Below are 22,651 nucleotides of genomic sequence, written 5' to 3'. Positions count from 1 at the left end.
AATCCCCGCCAAAGCAAACGTTTGGCATGAGAATATTTTGTACAAACACCCATTCAAATTAGTTTTTCTAATGCCATGCATTAGCAATAATCACGTGTAGCACATCATTTTCGTGATAATAAACAGGTTTTTGACATATCATTCAATAAGCACGAGCAATACATGATTTAGATCTAATTTTCTTGCAACAAAAAAGTGCAGAATTGCGGCCGACTTATTTCCTGTTCCCAAAATGAGTAATCAAAAATGAAAACAACTTCAACTGCGGCTCCTGCCGTACAATCTTCTAGTAAGTTTACTTACAAAGATTTCACTTGGTGTCTGTCCCTTTTCGGTACAGCGGTAGGTGCTGGTGTACTTTTCCTTCCAATTAAAGCGGGTGCTGGCGGCTTCTGGCCATTAGTTATGCTAGCGCTACTTGCAGCACCAATGACTTGGTTCGCTCACAAATCTCTCGCTCGTTTCGTTCTTTCTGCTAAGAACCCTGAAGCGGACATCACTGACACTGTAGAAGAGCACTTTGGTAAGACTGGCGCAAACCTTATTACTTTTGCCTATTTCTTCGCTATCTACCCAATCGTTCTGATTTACGGTGTTGGTATCACAAACACAGTAGACTCTTTCCTTGTTAACCAAATGGGTATGGAATCCATTCCACGTCCACTGCTATCTGGCGCATTGATCCTTGCAATGACCGCTGGTGTGGTATTTGGTAAAGAACTGATGCTAAAAGCAACGTCTGCAATGGTTTACCCACTTGTATTTGTACTGCTTGCACTTTCTTTCTACCTGATCCCAGATTGGAACACGTCAATGATGCAAGTAGCACCTGATTGGTCTTCTATGCCTGTTGTCGTATGGCTAGCTATCCCGATCATCGTGTTCTCATTCAACCACAGCCCAATCATCTCTCAATTCTCTAAAGAACAGCGCCTACAGCATGGTGACAAAGCGGTTCAGAAAACCGATGCGATCACTGGCGGTGCAGCGATGATGCTAATGGGCTTTGTTATGTTCTTCGTTTTCTCTGTTGTACTGTCTATGTCTCCAGAGCAACTGGCTTCTGCGAAAGAGCAAAACATCTCTGTACTTTCTTACCTAGCGAACGTGCATGAGTCTCCACTGATCTCTTACCTTGGTCCACTGGTTGCGTTTGCAGCGATCACTTCTAGCTACTTCGGTCACTTCCTTGGTGCGCATGAAGGTCTAGTTGGTCTGATCAAATCTCGCTCAAACAGCCCTATCAGCAAGATCGAGAAAGCGTCGCTACTGTTCATCGTTATCACTACTTGGATCGTGGCTATCGTTAACCCAAGTATCCTAGGCATGATTGAAACAATGGGCGCACCAATGATTGCGGCAATCCTGTTCCTAATGCCTGTATTTGCAATGCAAAAAGTGCCAGCGATGGCGAAGTACAAAACTTCAGCAGCTGTGCAGATTTTCACAGTTATCTGTGGTCTTGCTTCTATTACTTCTGTAATCTACGGCGCTCTTTAATCTCACTCCCCCTGTAAGATGAGAATAAAGACAAAAGCATAACGATAAGATAAAGCCTCCCTCCTCCTTGGGAGGCTTACTTTTGAGGTAATCAAAATGATTAGTGTATTTGATATCTATAAGATCGGCGTTGGTCCTTCAAGCTCACACACTGTAGGTCCAATGAAAGCGGGTAAAGAGTTTATTGATGATCTTCGCGCAATGGGAAAATTACGTGACATCACTAAAATCACCGTTGATGTTTATGGTTCATTATCACTGACAGGGAAAGGTCACCATACGGATATCGCCATCATCATGGGCCTTGCTGGTAATACACCAGAGAAGGTGGATATCGATTCCATTCCGGGCTTTATTGCTCGTGTAGAAGAAACTGAACGCCTGCCAGTTGGCATGCATTGTCATACCGTTTCCTTCCCTCGTGAAGGCGGAATGAACTTCCACAAGACCAACCTTGAGTTGCACGAAAACGGCATGCAAATCCACGCTTGGATTGATGACGAAAAAGTATACTCAAAAACCTACTACTCAATCGGTGGTGGTTTCATCGTGGATGAAGAGAACTTTGGTAAAGACAACAACAGCTCTATCAAAGTCCCTTATGAGTACATCTCAGCGGAAGAGTTAGTCAACCAGTGTAAAGAGCACGGTTTGTCTATCAGCGCACTTGTGATGAAAAACGAGCACGCTCTGCACTCAGATGAAGAGACTCGTACTTACTTCGCAAACATTTGGCGCACCATGCGCGAGTGTATGGAGCGTGGTATGAACGAAGAAGGCATTCTGCCTGGTCCACTGCGTGTTCCTCGTCGTGCGGCAGCACTTCGCCAGCAACTGCTAACCTCAGAAAAAACCTCGAACGATCCTATGGCCGTGGTTGACTGGGTAAACATGTTCGCTTTTGCAGTAAACGAAGAGAACGCTGCAGGTGGTCGTGTTGTGACTGCACCAACTAACGGCGCATGTGGCATCATCCCAGCCGTTCTAGCGTACTACGACAAGTTCATCCAAACAGTGACAGAGAAAGATTACATCCGTTACTTTGCTGCATCGGGTGCGATTGGCGGTCTGTACAAACGTAACGCTTCTATCTCTGGCGCTGAAGTTGGCTGCCAAGGCGAAGTAGGCGTGGCTTGTTCTATGGCAGCAGCTGGCCTTGCTGAGCTTATGGGCGGTAGCCCAGAGCAAGTGTGTATGGCAGCAGAAATCGCTATGGAGCACAACCTTGGCCTAACGTGTGACCCAGTTGCAGGTCAGGTACAGGTTCCATGTATCGAGCGTAATGGTATTGCGGCGGTGAAAGCGATTAACTCAACACGCATGGCACTTCGTCGCTCTTCTGCGCCTCGCGTCTCTTTGGATAAAGTGATTGAGACGATGCTGGAAACAGGCAAAGACATGAACGCGAAATACCGTGAAACATCACAAGGTGGCCTAGCCATTAAAGTGATTTGCTAATATCCACAGCGTAATGAGATTTAAGCCCAGGTATTTATTGCCTGGGCTTTTTTTGTGCTGTTCTCTGTTCGTCGTTCCAAGCGGTTGCTCGCCCTTTAGACCGCTCATTTCACCCTGATTGCTACGCTCTGAATCGTTTCATTTATAAAACTATAAAAAATTCTAAAATCATCACTATATCCAATTGTTTAGGATATCCCCGTAAAAAATCACATCCCAAACCGCAATTTATTGATAACGTAGCCAAAAGTTTAATTTGGAGCCCCACAACACATGATTAGGTTTGAACTAGGAAACCAAATCTGCGTTTGCTTGTCCGAAAACGAAATTTCACTAGAGCTCAATAACACACTCCACGACGCTATTCCCGTCACACAAAATGAGTATGCCATTCTGTCGATTATCGCCGCACACGGTAGCCTAAATGCTCCCGTCAGTCAGCGCTCTGTCGAGAGAAAAATCACTCAGCAATACAAGGTGGCACTGCCCGAAAATGGGTTTAAAAATGCGGTGGCCGCTTTAAGAAAGAAGTTTCGCAAGCTCACGGAAGATCACTTCACCACTCATAAAAACATCATCGAAAACATTCATCGGACAGGATATTTCATTCCATTTCTTATGCAGCATCACTACGACAACGGCCTTTATCAGCAAGAGCGCATTAATCGACACACCAAAAACAGTGTCTGGAAAGCGCTGGCCATTGGGCTGAAGAAGCGCAAGATCTACTCTGACATCACGCTGGTCATGTTGGTGACGGCATTGATTTTTTTCGCCGTATGCTATTACGCCATTAACAGCATTGTGCGACACAACTACCTAGACAGCTCACTCGACATTGCGCAAAACCTGTCTGAAATGAGCTGTTTTGCCAACGAAGCGGCGCTAAGAGAGCAATTTGACAATGTTAAGTTGGTGGAGTCGAGCATGATGCTCGATAGATTCAACATACGATGCTTGATCACACCAGAGACGGTTTCTCCAGTCAGTGAAAAAGCCTTCAACGAATGGAGCAAAAATGAGAACTACACCACCCAAGCCTATAAACTCAATGATGCTGTAGTGCTGGTGCGAGTCAAAAACATCAATCTGTCAAACAGTGTCGAAAATCATATCTCACGCTTTTTCCTCGCGGGAATGAAACTCTCCACCAATACCGGTACGTCCCTTGAGATCGGCAATACCAAAGAGCGCTTTTTTCATTTTAAAACCGACAACAACGGCTACAAGGAAGTGTTTTATGTCTCTGGCCCGTTTCAGAGCATCTTGGCTTTAAGTACGTTCTTTTTGTGTGTGCTTCGATACAAGTCGATCCAAGCTTTTCTGTTCTATCTTCTCGCTATTCGACATTTTAGTATCCGCCTAGAGCCGATTTATAACACTTCGACACAGAAAACCATCCATTTTGAAGCCTTATCCCGATTTAAGGTCAAAAACACACAAAAGTTCATTGAAACCCTGATTGGTAATGGCTTGTTGCTTACTCATACCATTCTGGTTATTCGGGCCATTTATGCCAACCAACCATCACTTAAAGTACCGATTAGCATCAATGTCTGCCCCACATTACTGCAAGGGCATAATTTCTCCGCACTCTATCGTGAACTCGCCAGCCTCGATTGTCGTTTGCTGACCATTGAGATAACCGAGAATGCCTCTATGTATTACACTGCCGAAATTTACCAAAATGTGGCCAAGTTAAAGCAGCTCGATTGCAAAATCAGCATTGATGACTTTGGAACTGGCAACAATAACGTCGCCTTGATCAGCAAGATTAATCCTGACTATCTCAAAATCGACCGCGAGTTTGTGATTGGGGTAAAAAGTGATGACAAGAAAATTGAAACACTAAGACAATTAATTGCCATGGGTAAAACCTACCACTGCACTGTGATTGTTGAAGGTGTTGAGACGGCCGACAGCGCCCATTTGCTCACCACCCTTGGAGCCTATGTGCATCAGGGTTACTACTATCCGCTTCACTATTAGTACTTTGCTTGTCACGGTGAGTGTCATTTAGTCAACAGTACAATCACCGTGAACAAACTTTGCACGAAATGAAAGCCAGCAGTAATGAAGCCAATTATGAATACAATCAAATACCTAGACGATAGCATTGATTGGAATTTATAATGCAGCCTCGCACTTATCGTTTCGCTATTTACTGTCATGATTGCAATAAAGCCTACTAAGCTACGAGATTTCGCCAGCTTGATGCAATTGGATGTGCATGAAGAACAAAAAGGATTTTTTAAGCCTTTTGAGCAGGCTTATCAAAAACGCCATAAGTCCGAAGCGTTTTTTACGATTTATTCGGACAGTTCGACGGTTGGTTATTTGGTCATTGATAAAGGGTTTTCTCAGCACGCGCCATTTGCCAAACGCCATGAACTGGGGCTGAACTACCTGATGATTGATCGTCAATACCAACGTCAAGGTATAGGGACTGAGGCACTGAAAAAGCTGTTTGTGTATGCGTACACCATTGATCCAGAGAGTAATTCTCTTTGCCTGACTGTGCCAAACAGCCACAAAACGGCCAATCAGTTTTTCCTCTCTGCTGGCTTTACCAATACCGATAAAGTCATCTATGGCGAAGTAGAAAAAGAGTGGATTTTACGCCACCCACTGGGATAAACGTTTTAACCCAGCTCAGAAACAACAAAGGCAAGATTGATGCTTGCCTTTGTTTCAATTTGCTAAGGGAGATTACTCACCTTTGTAGATGCAGCCTGCGGTGCAGGTTTCCTTGATTTCCACTTTGCTCAGTAGCGGCAAATTTGGCTTAAGTTGTTGCCAAATCCATTTTGCCAGTACTTCGCTGGTTGGGTTTTCTAGGCCTTCAATATCATTTAAGTAATAGTGATCTAAGCGGTTATAAATCGGTTTAAACGCCGCTTTGATTTCAGCAAAGTCCACTACCCAGCCCGTATGCGGATCCACTTCACCTTCAACATATAAACGAACTAAGAATGAATGGCCATGTAGGCGACCACATTTATGACCTTCAGGAACATGTGGAAGATGATGGGCAGCTTCAAACATGAACTCTTTATACAATTCGGTTCTCATCACGATACTCAGGCTTTTTCAAAGAGTGGCAATACTAAGGATTAATTATAGGAGTGACAAGCGTTGGCTGTGAATATCGAACAATAATCTCCAGCCAAACGTTTCGCTCTGTGGATTAGACCTAAGTCGCATGTCGGAATAATGACCATTACGTCAATAATACGTTCACAACGTACTCACATCACATTTACAAAAACCTTATTTTGTCTATGGTCACACTGCAGAAATCTCATGATCGCGACACTTTAAACGTCAGCTTAAAATATTGAGGTCTATTCCAAAACTCAATTATAAAAACTATGCGCTCAACCATTACGTTCAAATTACTTGTTGCCCTTATCACCGTCTTTACCTTTGTCCTAGCGGTATCGACAGCGTATCAATATTATCAACAAAAACAGCTTATTAACTCTGTTTTAAGTGAACAACTGCACGACAAGGCCAGTAACTATTTCGACAGCCTAAATATGATGATGCTCACGGGCACTATGGCCCAGAAAGAGACATTGCGACAAAAAGCCCTCGCCCAAGATGGTATTGAGCAAGTCCGTGTATTACGCAGTGAGTTGGTGAGTAAGTTGTATGGTCCAGGCCAAGCGAATCAAGCCCCACAAGATGACATCGATCAGAGAGCGTTGAATGGTGAGTTGGTGATCGAACCTGTGGAAGCCGATTGGGGCAAAGGTTTGGTCGTCGCTCTGCCAATGAAATCCAGCGAGAATTACCGAGGCACCAACTGTGTAGCCTGTCATATAGCTGCAGAAGGCGAAGTCTTGGGTGCAATTCGTTTGGAATACAACTTAAGCCATGTCAATTCGATGATTAATAAGCAAGCGATGTTTGCCATTGCGATTATGTCTTCGATTGCTTTTGTGGGCTTTTTGATCACCATGACGCTGATCCGCAAGATCATTGTACGCCCTATTCAAGCCACATCGCACTTTATGACCAAAGTCAGTAAAAGCAAGGATCTCGCCCAACGCGTTACCATCGCTCAAAATGACGAGGTGGGTGTGCTTGCCACATCAATTAACTCCTTTATGGACACGGTCACAGAGAGCCTTAATCAAGTGCAATCGACCTCTCACTCGCTCGCTAACTCAGCGACCCGCCTAACACATGTGGCCCAACGCACCGACTCTGCGGCAAACAACCAACAACAAGAAACCAGTGATGTACAAAACGCCATCGAAGCGATGCAACATCAGCAGCTTGAAGTCGAACAAGCCACCGTCAATGCAACCGAGTTGGTGAATCACACCGTGGAAGTGGCAACCACCAGCTCCAACCAAGCGCACAATGCCAGTGAAGAGATCAAAAATCTCGTCGGCGATATTGATAAAGTGCGAGACCGGATTTCACAGTTGAATGCGCAAACCGACGAGGTTTCGTCAATTTTAAGTGTGATTCACGCCATTGCCGATCAAACGAACCTGCTGGCATTGAATGCTGCCATTGAAGCCGCTCGCGCCGGAGAACAAGGCCGAGGCTTTGCCGTGGTTGCCGATGAAGTACGCAGTCTAGCCTCCCGCACTGCCGTCGCCACAGGTGATATCGGCTCGATCATCGCTCAATTCCAACAAGGCAGTTCCGACTCTCTGCGCGCGGCAGCGCAAGTCTCCGAGCATGCCCACCAGCGCTCTCTTGAAGTAGAAGCCTTGTCTGACACCATGCGCAAAGTGGTTGAGGAGATGCATCAAGTCCTCTCGCACACCAAGCACATTCAATCGCAAACGCAAGCAACCAGCCAATCCAGCCTTGCGATACAAGCCAAGATTGGCACCATCACCCAACACGCCGATGACACCTCGCATTCCGCGAGCCATACACGTGATATCTCCGTCGAGTTAGAACAGCTTTCAGAGCATCTAGAGCAATTAATCAACCAATTCACCCTCAACAACCGTTCGTTTCAGTCGAAATGAAAGAATTTCTTGGCTGGAATGAACATTAAAGGTTGAAGCTGGCGAATTGACAGGTAATATGTTCCGATGAATCTGTAAAATTCTATCCAACCCAATGTTTCGCTTAATTTTTGAACGCTTACGTTTTTGGCAAACATTGGGTTGTATGTTTACCTCAATGGAGATTATTTAAAACATGACTTACGCGCCTGTAAAAGACGTATTAAGCGGTAAGCTGGCAGTGGACAGTGAAGTCACTGTACGCGGCTGGATCCGTACACGTCGTGATTCCAAAGCTGGAATCTCTTTCCTTGCCATCTACGACGGCTCTTGTTTCGACCCGATTCAGGCCGTGGTCCCAAATAATCTTAATAATTACAACGACGAAGTACTCAAGCTAACGACTGGCTGCTCTGTTGAAGTAACGGGTAAGATTGTGGCTTCGCCTGCCGCTGGTCAAGCGTTTGAGCTTGCAGCGACTGACGTGAAAGTGGTGGGTTGGGTTGAAGATGCAGATACCTACCCAATGGCGAAAACACGTCATTCTATCGAGTACCTACGCGAAGTGGCTCACCTACGCCCACGTACTAACGTGATCGGTGCAGTTGCACGTGTTCGTCACTCGTTGTCTCAAGCTATCCACCGTTTCTACCACGAGCAAGGCTACTACTGGCTATCGGCTCCACTTATCACCGCTTCTGACTGTGAAGGCGCTGGTGAGATGTTCCGTGTGTCAACACTGGATCTTGCGAACCTACCTCGTACTGAGAGCGGTGACGTTGATTTCAACGAAGATTTCTTCGGTAAAGAGACATTCCTAACCGTTTCTGGTCAGCTAAACGGCGAAGCGTACGCGTGTGCATTAAGCAAAATCTACACATTCGGCCCGACTTTCCGTGCAGAAAACTCAAACACCAGCCGCCACCTAGCGGAGTTCTGGATGGTTGAGCCAGAAGTCGCGTTTGCTGATCTGAACGACATCGCGAAGTTGGCTGAAGACATGCTGAAATACGTGTTCGCCGCCGTACTTGAAGAGCGTCGTGATGATCTCGAGTTCTTTGCTAGCCGCATCGACAAAGATGTCATCAATCGCTTAGAACAGTTTGTGAGTTCTGATTTCGCACAAGTGGATTACACAGACGCGATTCAAATCCTGTTGGATTCTGGCCGTGAGTTCGAGTTCCCAGTTGAATGGGGTATCGACATGTCTTCTGAGCACGAGCGTTTCTTGGCAGAAGAGCACTTTAAAGCTCCGGTTATCGTGAAAAACTACCCGAAAGACATCAAAGCGTTCTACATGCGTATGAATGAAGATGGCAAAACGGTTGCGGCGATGGACGTGCTCGCACCGGGCATCGGCGAAATCATCGGTGGTTCACAACGTGAAGAGCGTTTAGACGTACTGGATGCTCGTATGGTTGAAATGGGCATCGATCCAGAACACATGAACTGGTATCGCGATCTGCGCCGTTACGGCACCGTACCGCACGCTGGTTTCGGTTTAGGCTTCGAGCGTCTTGTATCTTACGTCACAGGCATGGGCAACGTACGTGACGTGATCCCATTCCCACGTACACCGCGTAACGCAAACTTCTAATCTTTTAGAATTGTCGTTGAAATGAGAAAGCCTCCCAAGTCGGAGGCTTTTGTTTTTTAAGGCAATATTACTCTTGTGCATCATTTTCGATATCCGCATTCAAGGCATACCTCACGCCTAGTAAGCACAAGCCAAGCATGAAAAAGGGAATGATTGCCGCAGTGTATTCAGTCCAAAATAGCTGTGAAAAAGATTTCGCTAGTATCAGGTGTGCAAACACCAATAAAAAGGCACTAAAAATAGCGACAATCATCAGTTTAATTTCTTGTTTTGCCGGTTGTTTGCTCCGCTCAGTTGCCATCCATCATCACTCCTTTTGTCAGGGAGTTTTATTGAATCACACCGTCGTTTCTCTCTACAGGCACAGTTGTGTGGAAAAATCCCTAATCAGTTGCGAGACGATTAATCGTCACCGCCAAACATCGGATTGCTTGCACAAGGTCATCACTTTCCGGCAATGAGCAATTGATACGTAAATAATGGTCAAACCGCTTTGTTTGGCTAAATAAACCGCCATAAGCCGATAGCACACCCTGCTGCTTCAGTTGTGTGTACACCTGATGCGCTTGAATAGGTTCAGGCAGTTTAAGCCATAAAAAATAGCCGCCCGTCGGCGATGAAAATTGCACCGTATCAGGCAATTGTCGCCTGAGTTCGTTCATCATCCATTGCTGTCGTTGTTTTAGCGTGCTACGCAACTTGCGCAGATGTTTATCATAGCCATCGTTTTGCAAGTAATACGCAACGCCTTGTTGTATCGGTGCGCTGCCCGATAACGTAGAAGTCAGCTGCAACTTTTGGATTGCATGGTTAAAACGCCTTGTCACGACCCAACCAAGCCGATAACCGGGGCACAAGCTTTTCGACAGTGAACCACAATGCAATACACGATCTTCCCGATCATAGGTTTTAAACGAGCTGGGCTTATCTTGTGAATAGTAGAGCTCGGAGTAAACATCGTCCTCGATTAAGTAAAGCTGATAACGATGAACGAGCTCGACCACCGCTTGCTTCTTTTGCTCGCTCAATGTCACGCCTGTTGGATTTTGGAAGTTACTCATCAACCAACACGCTTTGACTTCATTGTTAGCAAGCACGTGCTCGAACTGCTCAAGATTCAGGCCATCACGCTCATCAACATCAACTTCAATGACGTTGAGCCCAAGCCGCTGAGCGGCTTGGAGTGCGCCATAAAAACACGGAGATTCGACGACGATGGTATCTCCTGGCTTTGTAACCACTTGCAAACTCAGATTTAGCGCTTCCATTGCGCCCGAGGTCATAACGATGTCGTGATGGGTCAAATCCATCCCTTGCTGGATATATCGCTGTGCAATCAAGCGTCTCAATGCTTCATTGCCTGGCGGTAAGTTGTTGAGCAGATCATTCGCAGACATCTTACGCCCCGCACTGGCTAAATTGCGATTGAGGGCTTCTAAGGGGAAAAGATGAACATCGGGGAAAGCCGAACCCAGTTTCACCGCCTGACTCTCACTTTGATCTTTCAGAAAGTCATACAACTCGTCACTAAATGACGGTGGCGCACTCACGGACGGTTCTCGTGGTGCCGTGAGTCGTTGCAAATCAGAGGTGACAAAATAACCCGATTGCGGCTTTGCAATAACCCACCCTTGCGCTTCAAGCAATTGATACGCCTGTAACACGGTACCCGCACTGACACCATGATGCTTGCAAGCCATTCGCACTGAAGGCAGTTTTTCTCCCGCTCTCCAAGTTTTACTTTCGATCTGCTGTCTAAACGACTGTGCCAGTTGGCGATAACGATTCATACATCCCTCATAAAACGAAGCCGAGCAACCATATCACAGTTTGTTGAGCTGAAATTGCGCAACGAGCAATTGTTCAAAGTTAGTTGTCACATTTCTTGCTACAAATTGGCCATTTTTGTCCCATACTGTCAGTGAAATCATGCATCTCTTAGGAGGAACAATGAAAGTTTTTACATTAGACGATCTTTCATATAACGGCGTGCATCAAGGTGTTCATAGCTGGGATCACCCTCAAGGCGACAACCCCTACTACTGGCATCCGGACTGGCTCCATATTGCAGAAGACGCGACAGGAATGTATCCCAAACGCGAATTAGACGTGCCTGCTGGTGAAACCGCCACAGAGCAACACGCCGCTGAAGCGATTGTCAAACATCTCAACGGTGAGTAGCTTACTTACCATCGCAATGAGCTTGCCAATCGTTCGAAATGAGAACTAGAACAGATTGTCAAAAAGACGCACGATAGCAACGAGATTCACTTCACGTTATTTTTGCGCGCATCTGTTACATTTACGCAGCTTATAGTGATTATGCGCACAGCTGTCGCAAAACAAGAGATGATAAAAATGAAAAAATACAACTCAGATGACATTCAATACAAAGGCGAAACCAATGGCGTCCATAGCTGGACTGCCCCATCTGGCCAACCTTACTATTGGCATCCAGATTGGTTGCACATTGCGGAAGACGCGACTGGCTCACACCCAAAACAAGAGCTAGACGTAGAAGAGGGTTCTCAGCCAACAGAGAAACACGCGATGAAAGCGATTCTTAAACATATGAACGATTGGGCAGCGAAAAAACTAGCAAACAATCCTGACATCGAAACCAACGCAATCGAATCAGAAATCAACCTGAAGAAATAAACGCTTTCGATACATCACCTAATGAATAAAGCACCGAATGATCGTCGGTGCTTTTTTTATTTTTCGTTGTAAAAATGTATCCTTTATTGCAATGAGAACATAGAATGCTCGGTCTTTTATTTGCAACAAGAATGTTTTTGCTTGCTTGAATATTCCAAGCTGATGCGAGGCACTCTTCTACACTAAAGTGAGAAGAAGGTTCTTTTCTTTGAACAATCAGCGTAATGCTGAAGGTTCAATCAAGCAGAGAATTGGCCAAGTCGCATTTGCTGCGAATGATAATAACAAGGGCTTACACAATGTCTCATTACAACGCGCCATTAACTTTCAAACTCTATGCGCTTGCTGCCATCGTTTTTGGTACTTATGGCGGTCGCGTTTGTCCTATGCTGGCAACGCTGTCACCGCTAGAAGTGCTGGTGCACGTTTCTATTACTTTTCTTGCTGTCTTTGCAGTCCGACACTTTCTCTTTGCTCAACACCGATGGATCCGCGAGCAAAAACACGCGCAGCTCGATACCGTGTTGTTTTTTATCGGCAGCTTACCTCTTGCCTACTACTACAACAGCCAATATGACTTCACCATTGATAGCAATTTAAAAGTGCTGTTTGGTATGACGTTGTTTGGCTTTTTTACTGGACTGATCCTGCAACTCAAAGCCAAATTACTTCGCTTTGAGCTTCTTGAGGAAAATGCCACTCGCCAAGATACCCTGAGTGGCGAGCGACAATCGATTATCAAACAGCTCATTTTGATGATGACGCTGCTTATCATCGCGTTGACCACCATGCTGACCATGGTGGCGGTGAAAGACATTTTTTGGCTGGAGCACAACCCAGAGAGATTACTCGATGGCAGTGGCAAAATCAGCATCATTAAAGAGTTCATCTATTTAGGCGTAGTACTAGGTGGGTATGTCCTAGCCATTCTCCTCTTGTGGTCGAAACTCATGAAAAAGATTTTGTTGCGACAAGAACATTCCCTACAAGAAGTGACCAATGGTGCAATAGGATGCCGTCTGGCTGTTTTCGAGCATGATGAATTGGGTTCAATGGCGGCGCTCACCAACAAAATGTTGGATAGCTTACAAGCGTCGCAAGATGAGGTAAAAACCACTCGAGATGTGGCCATCGTCAGTCTCGCTGCGCTCGCCGAATCGCGCGACAACGAAACGGGTGCCCACATTATTCGCACGCAGGAATACGTTAAGGCATTGGCAGAGCATTTAGCCCAAGACCCACAACACGTTTCTCTGCTAACGCCAACTTACATCGATTTACTCTATAAATCCGCCCCCCTTCACGATGTGGGAAAAGTCGGTATCCCCGACAGTGTGCTGCTCAAGCCAGGCAAATTAACTGACGAAGAATTTGACATCATGAAAGGTCACCCACAAATTGGCGCTGATGCCCTCTCGATTGCTGAAAAACGCATGGGCTCCAGTTCTTTTTTACGAGTGGCTAAAGAGATCTCCCTCTCTCACCATGAAAAATGGGACGGTTCTGGTTATCCCAATCAACTGGCCGGCGAAGCGATTCCATTGTCTGGGCGATTAATGGCGCTCGCCGACGTCTACGATGCGCTGATTTCTAAGCGTGTATACAAACCGGCATTTAGTCATGATAAAGCCAAAGAGATCATTCTTGATGGCAAAGGAAAGCATTTTGACCCTCAAGTGGTCGACGCCTTTTTAGCGGTAGAAGCACAGTTTTGTCGTATTGCAGCACAATATCAAGACTCCGCAACTCATTAGACCTCTAACATCATGTTAACACCCCAATTTCCCCCGCGGTTTTGGGGTGTTTTATTAGCAAAACTCGCAATTCATTAGCACTTCTGTTTCAAATCAAATTTTTTTTAACTTTTCTACTTACAAACTGTTGTGTCCGCTATGTCTCAAAGGTATAAATAGACGGTTGCGATTGGCTCATCCTTTCGCCTCAATGTTTATCGGTTAGGCTTAAATGCTGTTATGTGAATGCCTGATTATGTTTCATGGTCTCGCTGGGCCCTGAAACATAAACAGACCTACCCCCTTCGATTTAACATGGATGAAGATTATGTTTGAAAAAGTAGTTGCCGCTCCCGCGGACCCGATTCTTGGCCTAACTGAAGAATTCAAAAAAGACCCTCGCGCAGAGAAAATTAACCTTGGCGTGGGTATCTACAAAACAGAACAAGGTGAAACGCCTGTTCTTGCTACGGTAAAGAAAGCGGAAGCAGCGCTTGTTGAAACCGAGAAAACCAAATCTTACCTAACCATCGAAGGAACAGCAGAATACGCATTAGCGGTTCAAAAACTGCTGTTTGGTGCAGATGCTGAGCTAATCAATGCGCAACGTGCAAAAACAGCACAAGCACCTGGCGGTACTGGCGCACTGCGCGTTGCAGGCGAATTCATCAAACGCCAACTCGGCGATGTAAAAATCTGGATCAGCAACCCAACTTGGGCTAACCACCATGGTGTGTTCCGCGCAGCAGGCCTAGAAACGGTTGAGTACGCTTACTACAACCCAGAAACCAAAGACAAAGACTTTGCCGCTATGCTGGCCGACCTTGAAAAAGCGTCCGCTGGTGATGTGGTACTGCTGCACGGATGTTGCCATAACCCAACAGGCATCGACCCAACAGCACAAGAGTGGGAAGTGCTTGCTAAACTGGTTGCCGACAAGGGCCTACTTCCACTATTTGACTTTGCCTACCAAGGTTTCGCGAAAGGTGTTGAAGAAGATGCGCAAGGCCTACGTACCTTCGCTAAATTCAACAAAGAGATCCTTGTAGCAAGTTCATTCTCGAAAAACTTTGGTCTGTACAACGAGCGTGTAGGCGCATTCACGTTAGTGGCTGAAAGCCAAGAGATCGCTGAAACGGCATTCTCACAAGTGAAAGCGATCATTCGCTCTATCTACTCAAACCCACCAGCGCACGGCAGTGCGGTAGTGACTCACATCCTTAACGATGCAGCGCTTCGTGCAGAGTGGGAAGCGGAAGTGGCAGAGATGCGCGATCGCATCCAAGAGATGCGCGAGCTTTTTGTGGCAACACTGAAAGAAGAAGGCGTTGCGGCTGACTTTAGCTTTATCGAGCGTCAAAACGGCATGTTCTCTTTCTCTGGTTTGAACAAAGATCAAGTGGCTCGTCTAAAAGAAGAGTTTGCGATCTACATCGTGGGTTCTGGTCGCATCAGCGTTGCGGGCATGACCAAATCCAACATGGGTCCGCTTTGTAAAGCCATCGCTGCGGTACTGTAATTCGCAAGATGATGATAAAAAGGCCGTTCAAACGGCCTTTTTTGTTTCTGAACGCTTACGCTAATAGACCCACTTAAGGGAGATGCCTGCTTCATTGATGTAGTCTTTGCCCGCATCTCGGTATTTGTAAAAAGCGCTACTACCGAATCGCTCTCCCCACTGATACGCCACTGAGAGCTTGGCATTATCTTCATCAACCCAATCGCTACGCGTGAACTCGCCTTCAATTTGCACACTCAATTTATCCGTTGCGAAATAGTAAAAACCCACTTTGCCACCGCGTAACAGACCTTTCTCTGAGTTTAATTTGGTATCTGTACTTTTTTGTCGTTCTTCTTCTCGAAATCCTCCCAAGCCATAAAAGGCATAGACATCGAGTTTTTCGTGCAGTGCGTAGCGATACCCAGCGGAAAGCAGTGCTCTATCCACTCTGACGGTATAGGAGTCTGGGTGAAAGAATTGTGCGGAATAGTTCATATTTACCAGCACATTCGAGGAATAGAGATGTCCGCCTTCCACTTCAAAAAATGATGCGTTCGACCCTTCCAACCAATCCTGATTGGTCGTACCAGAGCCGACCCATAATGCGATGCTGTTGTATGTCGCTTGCGTAGAAGCTGGCACATTGGCTTCCTCCGCGACACTGCCCATCGAACATAATATGGGGATGACAAACCAACCGCGTTTTATCATATTCAACCTCTTTCCTTGGCGTTTACCTAAACTAAGGGTAGACGATATCGACAACGAAATACGCGAAGTGGCTCATTTTCCGAGAAATTTGGCTTATTGCATTTAGCTCAAAGCACAATTGCGCTACCATGGAGTGCTTATGCGTACAACGGGTCACCATAGGCTCAAAACCCAAAAGGTTTGATTATGGAAGCAGAATTAAGCGACATTCTTCACTTTCTTTCCCTTCACTCGCCCTTCAGCGAACTGCCTCATGAAACATTGGAGTACGTCGCCCATCACATCGAGATTGGCTACTACCGCAGCCAAACCCCCATCATTAACGCGGGTGACGAGATCCACGAACTGTTTCTGGTCAGAAGCGGTGTGGTGGAAGTGTACCGCCGAAATGGCGAACTCTATAACCGTCTCGATGAGGGGGCACTGTTTGGGCAAATGGGCCTGTTGACCAATAACCGTGTTCGCTTCCCCGTAACGGCAATCAAAGATTGCTTGGTGTACACCATTCCTGAAGCGATATTTCAGCAGTTGTATGAACAGCACGATTGCTTCGCTGACTTTGTGGAAGTGGAACAAACCACACGACTTCGCCAAGCGGTGAAAGGGGTAAATGAGGCCAATGATCTCACCACCTCCAAAGTGCGCACCCTACTCAATCGGACCGCCCCCACCATTGATGCCAGCGCGACCATTCAAACCGCAGCGCAAAGAATGGCCGATGAACAAGTCTCTTCGCTTTTGGTGTTACAAACAGCCGATGAAGAAAAGCGTGATCCTATCGCAGGTATCGTTACCGACCGAGATTTATGCACTCGTGTTGTGGCTCAAGGAAAATCCCCCAACGAGGCCGTGGCATCGGTTATGACGCCACAGGTGATTCGATTGGATCACAATGCCTACGTCTATGAAGCGATGCTCACGATGTTACGCCATAACGTTCATCACTTACCCATTTTGCAAGGCGACCGACTGCTGGGCATTATTGAAGCCACCGACATTGTCCGTTATGAATCGCAAAACTCTCTGCTGCTCGTTAGCCGGATATTCCAACAGCAAAGTTTTGAAGGCTTGGCCCAAATCGCTCAAGAGGTCAAAGCCAGTTTCGTGCGTTTGGTCAACGAGGATGCCAACTCACATATGGTCGGCAGTGCGATGTCGGTGATTGGACGAAGCTTTAAGCAGCGTATTATCGAACTGGCTGAGGAAGAATTGGGGCCTCCCCCCATCCGATACTGTTTTTTGGCGCTGGGTTCGATGGGACGGGACGAGCAACTGCTGGTGACCGATCAAGATAACGCGATTATTTTGGATGACAGCTATCAAGAAAGCGTGCACGGTCAATACTTTGAACAACTGGCTCATATCGTCTGTGATGCGCTCAATGAATGCGGCTATCAGTATTGCACTGGTGATATTATGGCTACGAATCCGATCTGGCGTATGACTAAGGCCCAATGGCGAGATTGCTTTGCCGATTGGATTGACGATCCTAATCCCAAAGCGCTGCTCAACGCATCGATTTTCTTTGACCTTGACGGTGTGTCCGGCCAAGTCGCATGGGCGGACCAACTGACCGAGTTTGTCGTCAAACGTGCCAAAGGCAATCCACGCTTTTTGGCTTGTTTAGCAAGAAACGCCTTGAATCGCACACCACCGTTGGGATTTTTCAAAGATTTTGTGATGGAAAAAGACGGTCGACATAACAACTCGATCAACTTAAAACGTCGAGGTACCGCACCTTTGGCCGATTTGATTCGTGTGCACGCGCTTGCCGTCGGTTCAACGGCGAAAAACTCCTTTGAACGTCTTGATGACATTATCGATGCGGGCATATTGCCTAAAGGTCGTGCGCAAAATCTTAAAGATGCCTTGGAGTTCATCTCCATGGTACGGATCCGCCATCAAGCTATTGATGTGGCAAATGACAATGAACCCGACAACAACATTGAGCCGGAAAATCTGTCCGACTTTGAACGCCGAACGTTAAAAGATGCGTTTCAGATTTTGAGTAACGCGCAGAATTTCCTGAAGTTTCGTTACCAAGCCTCCAGCCATTTTAAGTAGCTTATGATCTCTTTACTCAAACCCACCAAGCTTGAATGGCAGCACAAATTCCTGCAAAAGCAGCAGCGAGTTGCCGATGCGCGCTTGCGCCGATTTTATCAATCACCGCCCGTCTCGGGTGAGACAGTGATAGGCTCAACGCCACTGGTGGCCTTAGACTTTGAAACCACTGGCTTAAATCCCAATCAACACGATATTCTTTCCATTGGGCTGGTACCTTTTGATTTACACCGAATACGGCTGCAACAAGCACGCTATTGGACAGTCAAACCGGAAGACCAGTTGCATGAAGAATCCGTCGTCATTCATGGTATTACGCACAGCAAAGTTCAGCGCGCGCCCGACTTAATCGACGTACTGGATGAAGTGCTTGATTGCCTAGCGGGTAAAGTGGTGGTGGTTCACTACCAACATATTGAGCGACCATTTTTTGATAGCGCGTTACGTAAGCGAATCAATGAAGGCATTGAGTTTCCCCTGATCGACACCATGGAAATTGAAAGTCAGTGGGCAAAACAGCAATTTGGCGGCTGGCTGAATCGACTCAAAGGGAAATCGCTGCCTTCAGTCCGCTTAGCCCAAAGTCGTCGTCGCTATGGTCTACCTGATTACTCCGCGCACCACGCACTCACCGATGCCATTGCTACCGCTGAGCTGTTCCAAGCACAGATCGCCCATCACTTTTCCTCCCAGACGCCTGTTTCAGAGCTGTGGCGATAGCCGAGGCAAAAGAACAAGCCTCAAGTTTCGAGCATAAAAAAGGAGCTGAATGACCAGCTCCTTTTTGGTGTGTAAAAACAGGGCTTACAGTTTGAAGCGTCGGATTTCCTGTTCCAGCTCGTGTGAGAGCTCAGAAAGCATCGCAGCTTGAGAAGCGGCTTGCTGCGCTTCGTACGCGAGCTCGTTAGAGACGTCGCGGATCCCTTCAGTATTACGTGTGATCTCGGTAGTAACAGATGCCTGCTCTTCTGCCGCCGACGCGATTTGCGTGGCCATATCACTGATGCGCTCAACGGCGGTATGGATTTGCGTCAAGCTCACTGCCGCCGAGTTCGCATCATCAACGCTGGTGCCCGCTAACTGGCGGCTGTCGTCCATAATGCCCACTGCTTGAACGGTTGTACCTTGCAGCATTTCAATCGTGTGTTGGATTTCTTTGGTCGAAGCATGAGTACGTTGACTTAGCACGCGAACTTCATCGGCCACCACGGCGAAACCACGACCTTGCTCACCCGCACGCGCCGCTTCAATCGCTGCGTTCAGTGCAAGTAAGTTGGTCTGCTCAGCAATCCCTTGAATGGTAGAAAGAATGGTGTTGATGGCATTGCCGTGTGCTTCCAACTCTTGGATAACATTGGTCGCCACTTGTACTTCTTTTGCCAAGTTTTGGATCGAACCTTGTGTCTGTGTCACTTGCTCAGAGCCATGCACACAGGCAGAAACCGCTTCCTCCGCATTTTGCGCCGTGTGGTCGGCATTGCCCGCGATCTCTTGCGTTGCGGCTGCCATTTCATTCACTGCCGTTGCCACCATGTTGATCTCATCTTGCTGATGAGAGATGCGCTGACTACGCTCTTCTGCACGCATTGCTGTGGTTTTTGCCTGCTCAGACAACGAAGCCGAAACGGCGCTCAACTTGCTCACCATGGTGTGCATGTTGCCGACAAAACGGTTGAAGTTTTCCGCCAACTTGCCCACTTCGTCATCGCTGCGAGGCTCAAGACGTTGCGTTAGGTCGCCTTCACCTGAAGCGATCTCTTCCAGTGCTTTAGATACACGGCCTAGGTCACGGAACAAGAAGCCCACCAACCAAGAAACCGCAACAATCACCACGATGGTGATCAACACTGCTGTGATCAGCATTTCACGCAATAATTGGCTATGGCTTGCTTCTTCGGTCGCTTTGTCCATTTCAATCGCGAACATCCAAGGTGTCTCAGGCACCTTCGTGAAGTAGAAAAGCTTAGGTTTGCCGTTAATGGTCGCTTCTTCAATATTACCTTGAGACGCTGAGCGCTCGATATCTTGCAAAGTAAATTGTTTCAATAAAGTGTTAACGGGCTTTAGCGCAAGATTTTTGTCTGGGTGTGCGAGGAAAGTGCCATCTTGTGTATCGATCAGCATCGCATGAGCATTTTCACCTGCATCGAGGTTGATAACGTCATTGATCAACTGGTCGATAAGAACGTCAGCACCAACAACGCCCACCATTTTACCACCACGGTTGACGGGTTCTGCAATGGTCACCAGTAGCGCATTGGTGATGGCATCTTGATAAGCTGTGGTAATGATTTGTTTGCCTGCGGCTGTGGCATCCTTGTACCAAGGGCGAACACGTGGATCATAATCAGGGCGATTACGCTCAGGATGAGAGCGGTACATATCACCTGCTGGCGTACCTAAAAAGATATCGTCAAATCCGCCTGCTTTGCGCGCTTGCTGCAAGAACGGCACCACATCGCTTTCTTCACTGTAATCGTTAAACGCGCGAGCAATGTCTTTACGAATCGCAATCCAGTCAGAAATGCCTTGTGAGGCCGCCACACCCAAGCTTTCTGCTCGAGCGTAAACGCCATTGCGGGTTTGATCAAACAGCTGTCCAGCAGACAGCCAAGTCAAAACGGTAGCCATGATCACTACCGCCGATAGGCTTGCGCCTATGAGCTTTTGTTTCAGGGTTAATTTCATGTCGTAAGGTCTTGTTGGGGGAACAAATTTTCGCCTGCGATATTACACAGAATCCCTAATTGATGCACTAATTATTACAGCAAACAGAGTACGTTAAGTCTTTGTTATCCATGCAATTATCAGTGTCATTTTTATACCGTACGACAAATAAAAGCCGACCATGGAGGTCGGCTAGAGATAGATGAATGGTTATTGCTTCTCGGTGCGCATACCCATAAGCAAGCTGACACACATCGCAAGCAAAATGAAGGTGAATGGCAACGCGGTAGAAATCGCCCCCGCTTGCAGTGCTTGTATCGCTTCAGTGCCACCGACCCAGAGCAAAGCAACGGCAATCGCCCCTTCCATAAAGGCCCAGAATACACGCTGCAGCACAGGTGCATCCACCTTACCGCCCGCGGTAATGGAATCGATCACCAACGAACCTGAGTCCGACGAGGTAATAAAGAACACCAACACCAACACCACAGCAATAACCGACAGTAAAGTGCCATATGGAAGCTGATCAAACATCTGGAACATCGCCAGTGGCACATCGGTTAGCCCTTTCGCACCCAGCTCGCCGATACCATTAATCACTTGGTCAATCGCCATACCGCCAAACACAGACATCCAAAGCAGCGTTACCACCGTAGGCACAATCAGTACCGCCGTCATAAACTCACGAACGGTGCGACCTTTTGATACGCGCGCGATGAACATGCCCACGAATGGTGACCATGAAATCCACCATGCCCAGTAGAATACTGTCCAACCTTGGAACCAAGCTTCGTCTTCTCGACCAATTGGATTACTCAAAGGAATGATGTTTTCAATATAGGCACTTAAGGTGATAGAGACGGAACCAACACTGACCGCCCAACCAATCAAGCCAACCAACGCTAACAGAGCAAAGGCCACCAGCATATTGATATTACTAATGACTTTTACACCGCCATCAATACCACGGACAACCGAAACCACAGCCAGCAAAGTCACCACGGTGATCACCGCGATTTGTAGGCCAAGACCCGCTTCCACACCAAACACATGGTGGATACCGCTGGCAGCCTGCTGTGCGCCCAATCCCAAGGAAGTGGCAAGACCAAACAAGGTGGCGACAACCGCCAAAATATCCACTAAATGCCCTGCCCAACCCCATGCACGATCGCCCAGCAAAGGGTAAAAAATAGAGCGCATCGAAAGCGGTAGGCCTTTGTTGTAAGTAAAGAAGGCCAACGAGAGTGCAACAACACCGTAAATCGCCCAAGGATGCAATCCCCAGTGGAACATGGTCGCGCCCATCGCCAACTTAGCAGCTTCAGGGCTATTTGGCGTAACATTGAGCGGTGTTTCGTACCAGCCAGTGAAGTAGGCAACTGGCTCGGCCACACTCCAGAACATTAAGCCAATACCCATCCCTGCTGCAAAAAGCATGGCGATCCAAGATAAAAAAGAGTAATCCGCGACTGCGTCACGACCACCTAAGCGAATCTTACCTAACGGAGAGACGATCAACGCCAAACAGAAGATGACAAAAATATTGCCCGACCAAATAAACAACCAGTCAAACGCGCCGATGATTTGCCATTTAATACCGTCTAAAGCGGTTTTCATCGTGTGCGCATCCAACACTAATGCAGCAACTAAAAATAGACCCACTAATCCAGCACTGATGCCGAAAACTGGGTTGTGAACATCGAATCCCCAACGCTGAACATTATCTTGTCCAACGGTGTAGTCCGTACTGTCAATACTGTACTTATCTATACCTTTTGTCATTCTC

18 protein-coding genes are annotated in these 22,651 nt (G+C 47.0%); 12 read left to right on the top strand and 6 right to left on the bottom strand.

Annotated features, from left to right (window positions below):
* Positions 1-246: 246 nt before the first annotated feature.
* The 4 genes from PQQ36_RS09365 (at position 247) to PQQ36_RS09350 (ending at position 5,595) form a co-directional block, all read left to right on the top strand.
* Positions 247-1,500, top strand: a complete 1,254-nt coding sequence (locus PQQ36_RS09365) for an aromatic amino acid transport family protein (RefSeq protein WP_013571484.1) — start codon at positions 247-249, stop codon at positions 1,498-1,500.
* A 96-nt stretch (positions 1,501-1,596) separates the two neighbouring features.
* Entirely contained in the window at positions 1,597-2,958 is a 1,362-nt protein-coding gene (locus tag PQQ36_RS09360; protein ID WP_011080130.1) for an L-serine ammonia-lyase, read from the top strand.
* A 273-nt stretch (positions 2,959-3,231) separates the two neighbouring features.
* Entirely contained in the window at positions 3,232-4,947 is a 1,716-nt protein-coding gene (gene tpdA, locus PQQ36_RS09355) for a cyclic di-GMP phosphodiesterase TpdA (RefSeq protein ID WP_273660987.1), read from the top strand.
* 180 nt (positions 4,948-5,127) lie between these two features.
* The gene (locus PQQ36_RS09350; protein ID WP_011080128.1) at positions 5,128-5,595 is read left to right on the top strand and encodes a GNAT family N-acetyltransferase; all 468 of its coding nucleotides are present in this window, start codon (positions 5,128-5,130) and stop codon (positions 5,593-5,595) included.
* Positions 5,596-5,667: 72 nt separating this feature from the next.
* Here PQQ36_RS09350 and queD read toward each other — a convergent pair whose 3' ends face one another.
* Positions 5,668-6,030 carry a 6-carboxytetrahydropterin synthase QueD gene (queD, locus tag PQQ36_RS09345; RefSeq protein ID WP_026050647.1) on the bottom strand — a complete coding sequence of 121 codons (363 nt, stop codon included), beginning with the start codon at positions 6,028-6,030 and terminating at the stop codon, positions 5,668-5,670.
* A 299-nt stretch (positions 6,031-6,329) separates the two neighbouring features.
* Here queD and PQQ36_RS09340 point away from each other — a divergent pair, with 299 nt between their 5' ends.
* Positions 6,330-7,955: a methyl-accepting chemotaxis protein gene (locus tag PQQ36_RS09340; protein ID WP_273660985.1), complete on the top strand. Its 1,626-nt coding sequence runs from the start codon at positions 6,330-6,332 to the stop codon at positions 7,953-7,955.
* A 175-nt stretch (positions 7,956-8,130) separates the two neighbouring features.
* A complete protein-coding gene (asnS, locus tag PQQ36_RS09335) occupies positions 8,131-9,531 on the top strand; it encodes an asparagine--tRNA ligase (RefSeq protein ID WP_011080125.1) in 1,401 nt (466 codons plus the stop codon).
* 67 nt (positions 9,532-9,598) lie between these two features.
* Here asnS and PQQ36_RS09330 read toward each other — a convergent pair whose 3' ends face one another.
* Together PQQ36_RS09330 and PQQ36_RS09325 are read right to left on the bottom strand one after the other, a co-directional pair.
* On the bottom strand, positions 9,599-9,832 hold the full coding sequence (locus PQQ36_RS09330) for a hypothetical protein (RefSeq protein WP_011080124.1): 234 nt from the start codon (positions 9,830-9,832) through the stop codon (positions 9,599-9,601).
* 82 nt (positions 9,833-9,914) lie between these two features.
* On the bottom strand, positions 9,915-11,321 hold the full coding sequence (locus tag PQQ36_RS09325; RefSeq protein WP_273660984.1) for an aminotransferase-like domain-containing protein: 1,407 nt from the start codon (positions 11,319-11,321) through the stop codon (positions 9,915-9,917).
* Positions 11,322-11,481: 160 nt separating this feature from the next.
* On the opposite strand from PQQ36_RS09325, the gene PQQ36_RS09320 reads away from it, so the two are divergent.
* From PQQ36_RS09320 to PQQ36_RS09305, 4 genes are all read left to right on the top strand, one after another.
* Positions 11,482-11,712 (top strand): hypothetical protein, encoded by a 231-nt coding sequence (locus PQQ36_RS09320; RefSeq protein ID WP_013571481.1) that lies wholly within the window; start codon positions 11,482-11,484, stop codon positions 11,710-11,712.
* Between the two features lie 177 nt (positions 11,713-11,889).
* On the top strand, positions 11,890-12,189 hold the full coding sequence (locus tag PQQ36_RS09315; RefSeq protein WP_026050646.1) for a hypothetical protein: 300 nt from the start codon (positions 11,890-11,892) through the stop codon (positions 12,187-12,189).
* 299 nt (positions 12,190-12,488) lie between these two features.
* Positions 12,489-13,943 carry an HD-GYP domain-containing protein gene (locus PQQ36_RS09310; RefSeq protein WP_273660983.1) on the top strand — a complete coding sequence of 485 codons (1,455 nt, stop codon included), beginning with the start codon at positions 12,489-12,491 and terminating at the stop codon, positions 13,941-13,943.
* A 307-nt stretch (positions 13,944-14,250) separates the two neighbouring features.
* Positions 14,251-15,441, top strand: coding sequence for an amino acid aminotransferase (locus PQQ36_RS09305; protein WP_085761182.1), 1,191 nt, complete (start codon positions 14,251-14,253; stop codon positions 15,439-15,441).
* A 60-nt stretch (positions 15,442-15,501) separates the two neighbouring features.
* Here PQQ36_RS09305 and PQQ36_RS09300 read toward each other — a convergent pair whose 3' ends face one another.
* Entirely contained in the window at positions 15,502-16,134 is a 633-nt protein-coding gene (locus PQQ36_RS09300) for an outer membrane beta-barrel protein (protein ID WP_011150625.1), read from the bottom strand.
* A gap of 186 nt (positions 16,135-16,320) precedes the next feature.
* On the opposite strand from PQQ36_RS09300, the gene PQQ36_RS09295 reads away from it, so the two are divergent.
* Entirely contained in the window at positions 16,321-18,198 is a 1,878-nt protein-coding gene (locus PQQ36_RS09295; RefSeq protein WP_273660980.1) for a DUF294 nucleotidyltransferase-like domain-containing protein, read from the top strand.
* Positions 18,199-18,201: 3 nt separating this feature from the next.
* Positions 18,202-18,918: a 3'-5' exonuclease gene (locus PQQ36_RS09290; RefSeq protein ID WP_011080116.1), complete on the top strand. Its 717-nt coding sequence runs from the start codon at positions 18,202-18,204 to the stop codon at positions 18,916-18,918.
* An 84-nt stretch (positions 18,919-19,002) separates the two neighbouring features.
* Here PQQ36_RS09290 and PQQ36_RS09285 read toward each other — a convergent pair whose 3' ends face one another.
* Positions 19,003-20,886, bottom strand: a complete 1,884-nt coding sequence (locus PQQ36_RS09285) for a methyl-accepting chemotaxis protein (RefSeq protein ID WP_011150629.1) — start codon at positions 20,884-20,886, stop codon at positions 19,003-19,005.
* Between the two features lie 189 nt (positions 20,887-21,075).
* The gene (locus PQQ36_RS09280) at positions 21,076-22,647 is read right to left on the bottom strand and encodes a BCCT family transporter (RefSeq protein ID WP_273660979.1); all 1,572 of its coding nucleotides are present in this window, start codon (positions 22,645-22,647) and stop codon (positions 21,076-21,078) included.
* Positions 22,648-22,651: the final 4 nt, after the last annotated feature.

The organism is Vibrio sp. CCUG 15886, assembly GCF_028570825.1.
Taxonomy (GTDB): domain Bacteria; phylum Pseudomonadota; class Gammaproteobacteria; order Enterobacterales; family Vibrionaceae; genus Vibrio; species Vibrio vulnificus_B.
The sequence above is the reverse complement of the archived record's forward strand: the minus strand, read 5'-3'. Positions and strand labels throughout refer to the sequence as shown.

What these genes read in the sequence shown, in the direction of transcription:
- PQQ36_RS09315 (WP_026050646.1), top strand. Translation starts at nt 11,890, where the DNA reads ATGAAAAAATACAACTCAGATGACATTCAATACAAAGGCGAAACCAAT.
- PQQ36_RS09290 (WP_011080116.1), top strand. Translation starts at nt 18,202, where the DNA reads ATGATCTCTTTACTCAAACCCACCAAGCTTGAATGGCAGCACAAATTC.
- PQQ36_RS09300 (WP_011150625.1), bottom strand. Translation starts at nt 16,134, where the DNA reads ATGATAAAACGCGGTTGGTTTGTCATCCCCATATTATGTTCGATGGGC.
- PQQ36_RS09340 (WP_273660985.1), top strand. Translation starts at nt 6,330, where the DNA reads ATGCGCTCAACCATTACGTTCAAATTACTTGTTGCCCTTATCACCGTC.
- PQQ36_RS09360 (WP_011080130.1), top strand. Translation starts at nt 1,597, where the DNA reads ATGATTAGTGTATTTGATATCTATAAGATCGGCGTTGGTCCTTCAAGC.
- PQQ36_RS09350 (WP_011080128.1), top strand. Translation starts at nt 5,128, where the DNA reads ATGATTGCAATAAAGCCTACTAAGCTACGAGATTTCGCCAGCTTGATG.
- PQQ36_RS09320 (WP_013571481.1), top strand. Translation starts at nt 11,482, where the DNA reads ATGAAAGTTTTTACATTAGACGATCTTTCATATAACGGCGTGCATCAA.
- PQQ36_RS09365 (WP_013571484.1), top strand. Translation starts at nt 247, where the DNA reads ATGAAAACAACTTCAACTGCGGCTCCTGCCGTACAATCTTCTAGTAAG.
- asnS (WP_011080125.1), top strand. Translation starts at nt 8,131, where the DNA reads ATGACTTACGCGCCTGTAAAAGACGTATTAAGCGGTAAGCTGGCAGTG.
- PQQ36_RS09325 (WP_273660984.1), bottom strand. Translation starts at nt 11,321, where the DNA reads ATGAATCGTTATCGCCAACTGGCACAGTCGTTTAGACAGCAGATCGAA.
- PQQ36_RS09330 (WP_011080124.1), bottom strand. Translation starts at nt 9,832, where the DNA reads ATGGCAACTGAGCGGAGCAAACAACCGGCAAAACAAGAAATTAAACTG.
- PQQ36_RS09295 (WP_273660980.1), top strand. Translation starts at nt 16,321, where the DNA reads ATGGAAGCAGAATTAAGCGACATTCTTCACTTTCTTTCCCTTCACTCG.
- tpdA (WP_273660987.1), top strand. Translation starts at nt 3,232, where the DNA reads ATGATTAGGTTTGAACTAGGAAACCAAATCTGCGTTTGCTTGTCCGAA.
- PQQ36_RS09280 (WP_273660979.1), bottom strand. Translation starts at nt 22,647, where the DNA reads ATGACAAAAGGTATAGATAAGTACAGTATTGACAGTACGGACTACACC.
- PQQ36_RS09285 (WP_011150629.1), bottom strand. Translation starts at nt 20,886, where the DNA reads ATGAAATTAACCCTGAAACAAAAGCTCATAGGCGCAAGCCTATCGGCG.
- queD (WP_026050647.1), bottom strand. Translation starts at nt 6,030, where the DNA reads ATGAGAACCGAATTGTATAAAGAGTTCATGTTTGAAGCTGCCCATCAT.
- PQQ36_RS09305 (WP_085761182.1), top strand. Translation starts at nt 14,251, where the DNA reads ATGTTTGAAAAAGTAGTTGCCGCTCCCGCGGACCCGATTCTTGGCCTA.
- PQQ36_RS09310 (WP_273660983.1), top strand. Translation starts at nt 12,489, where the DNA reads ATGTCTCATTACAACGCGCCATTAACTTTCAAACTCTATGCGCTTGCT.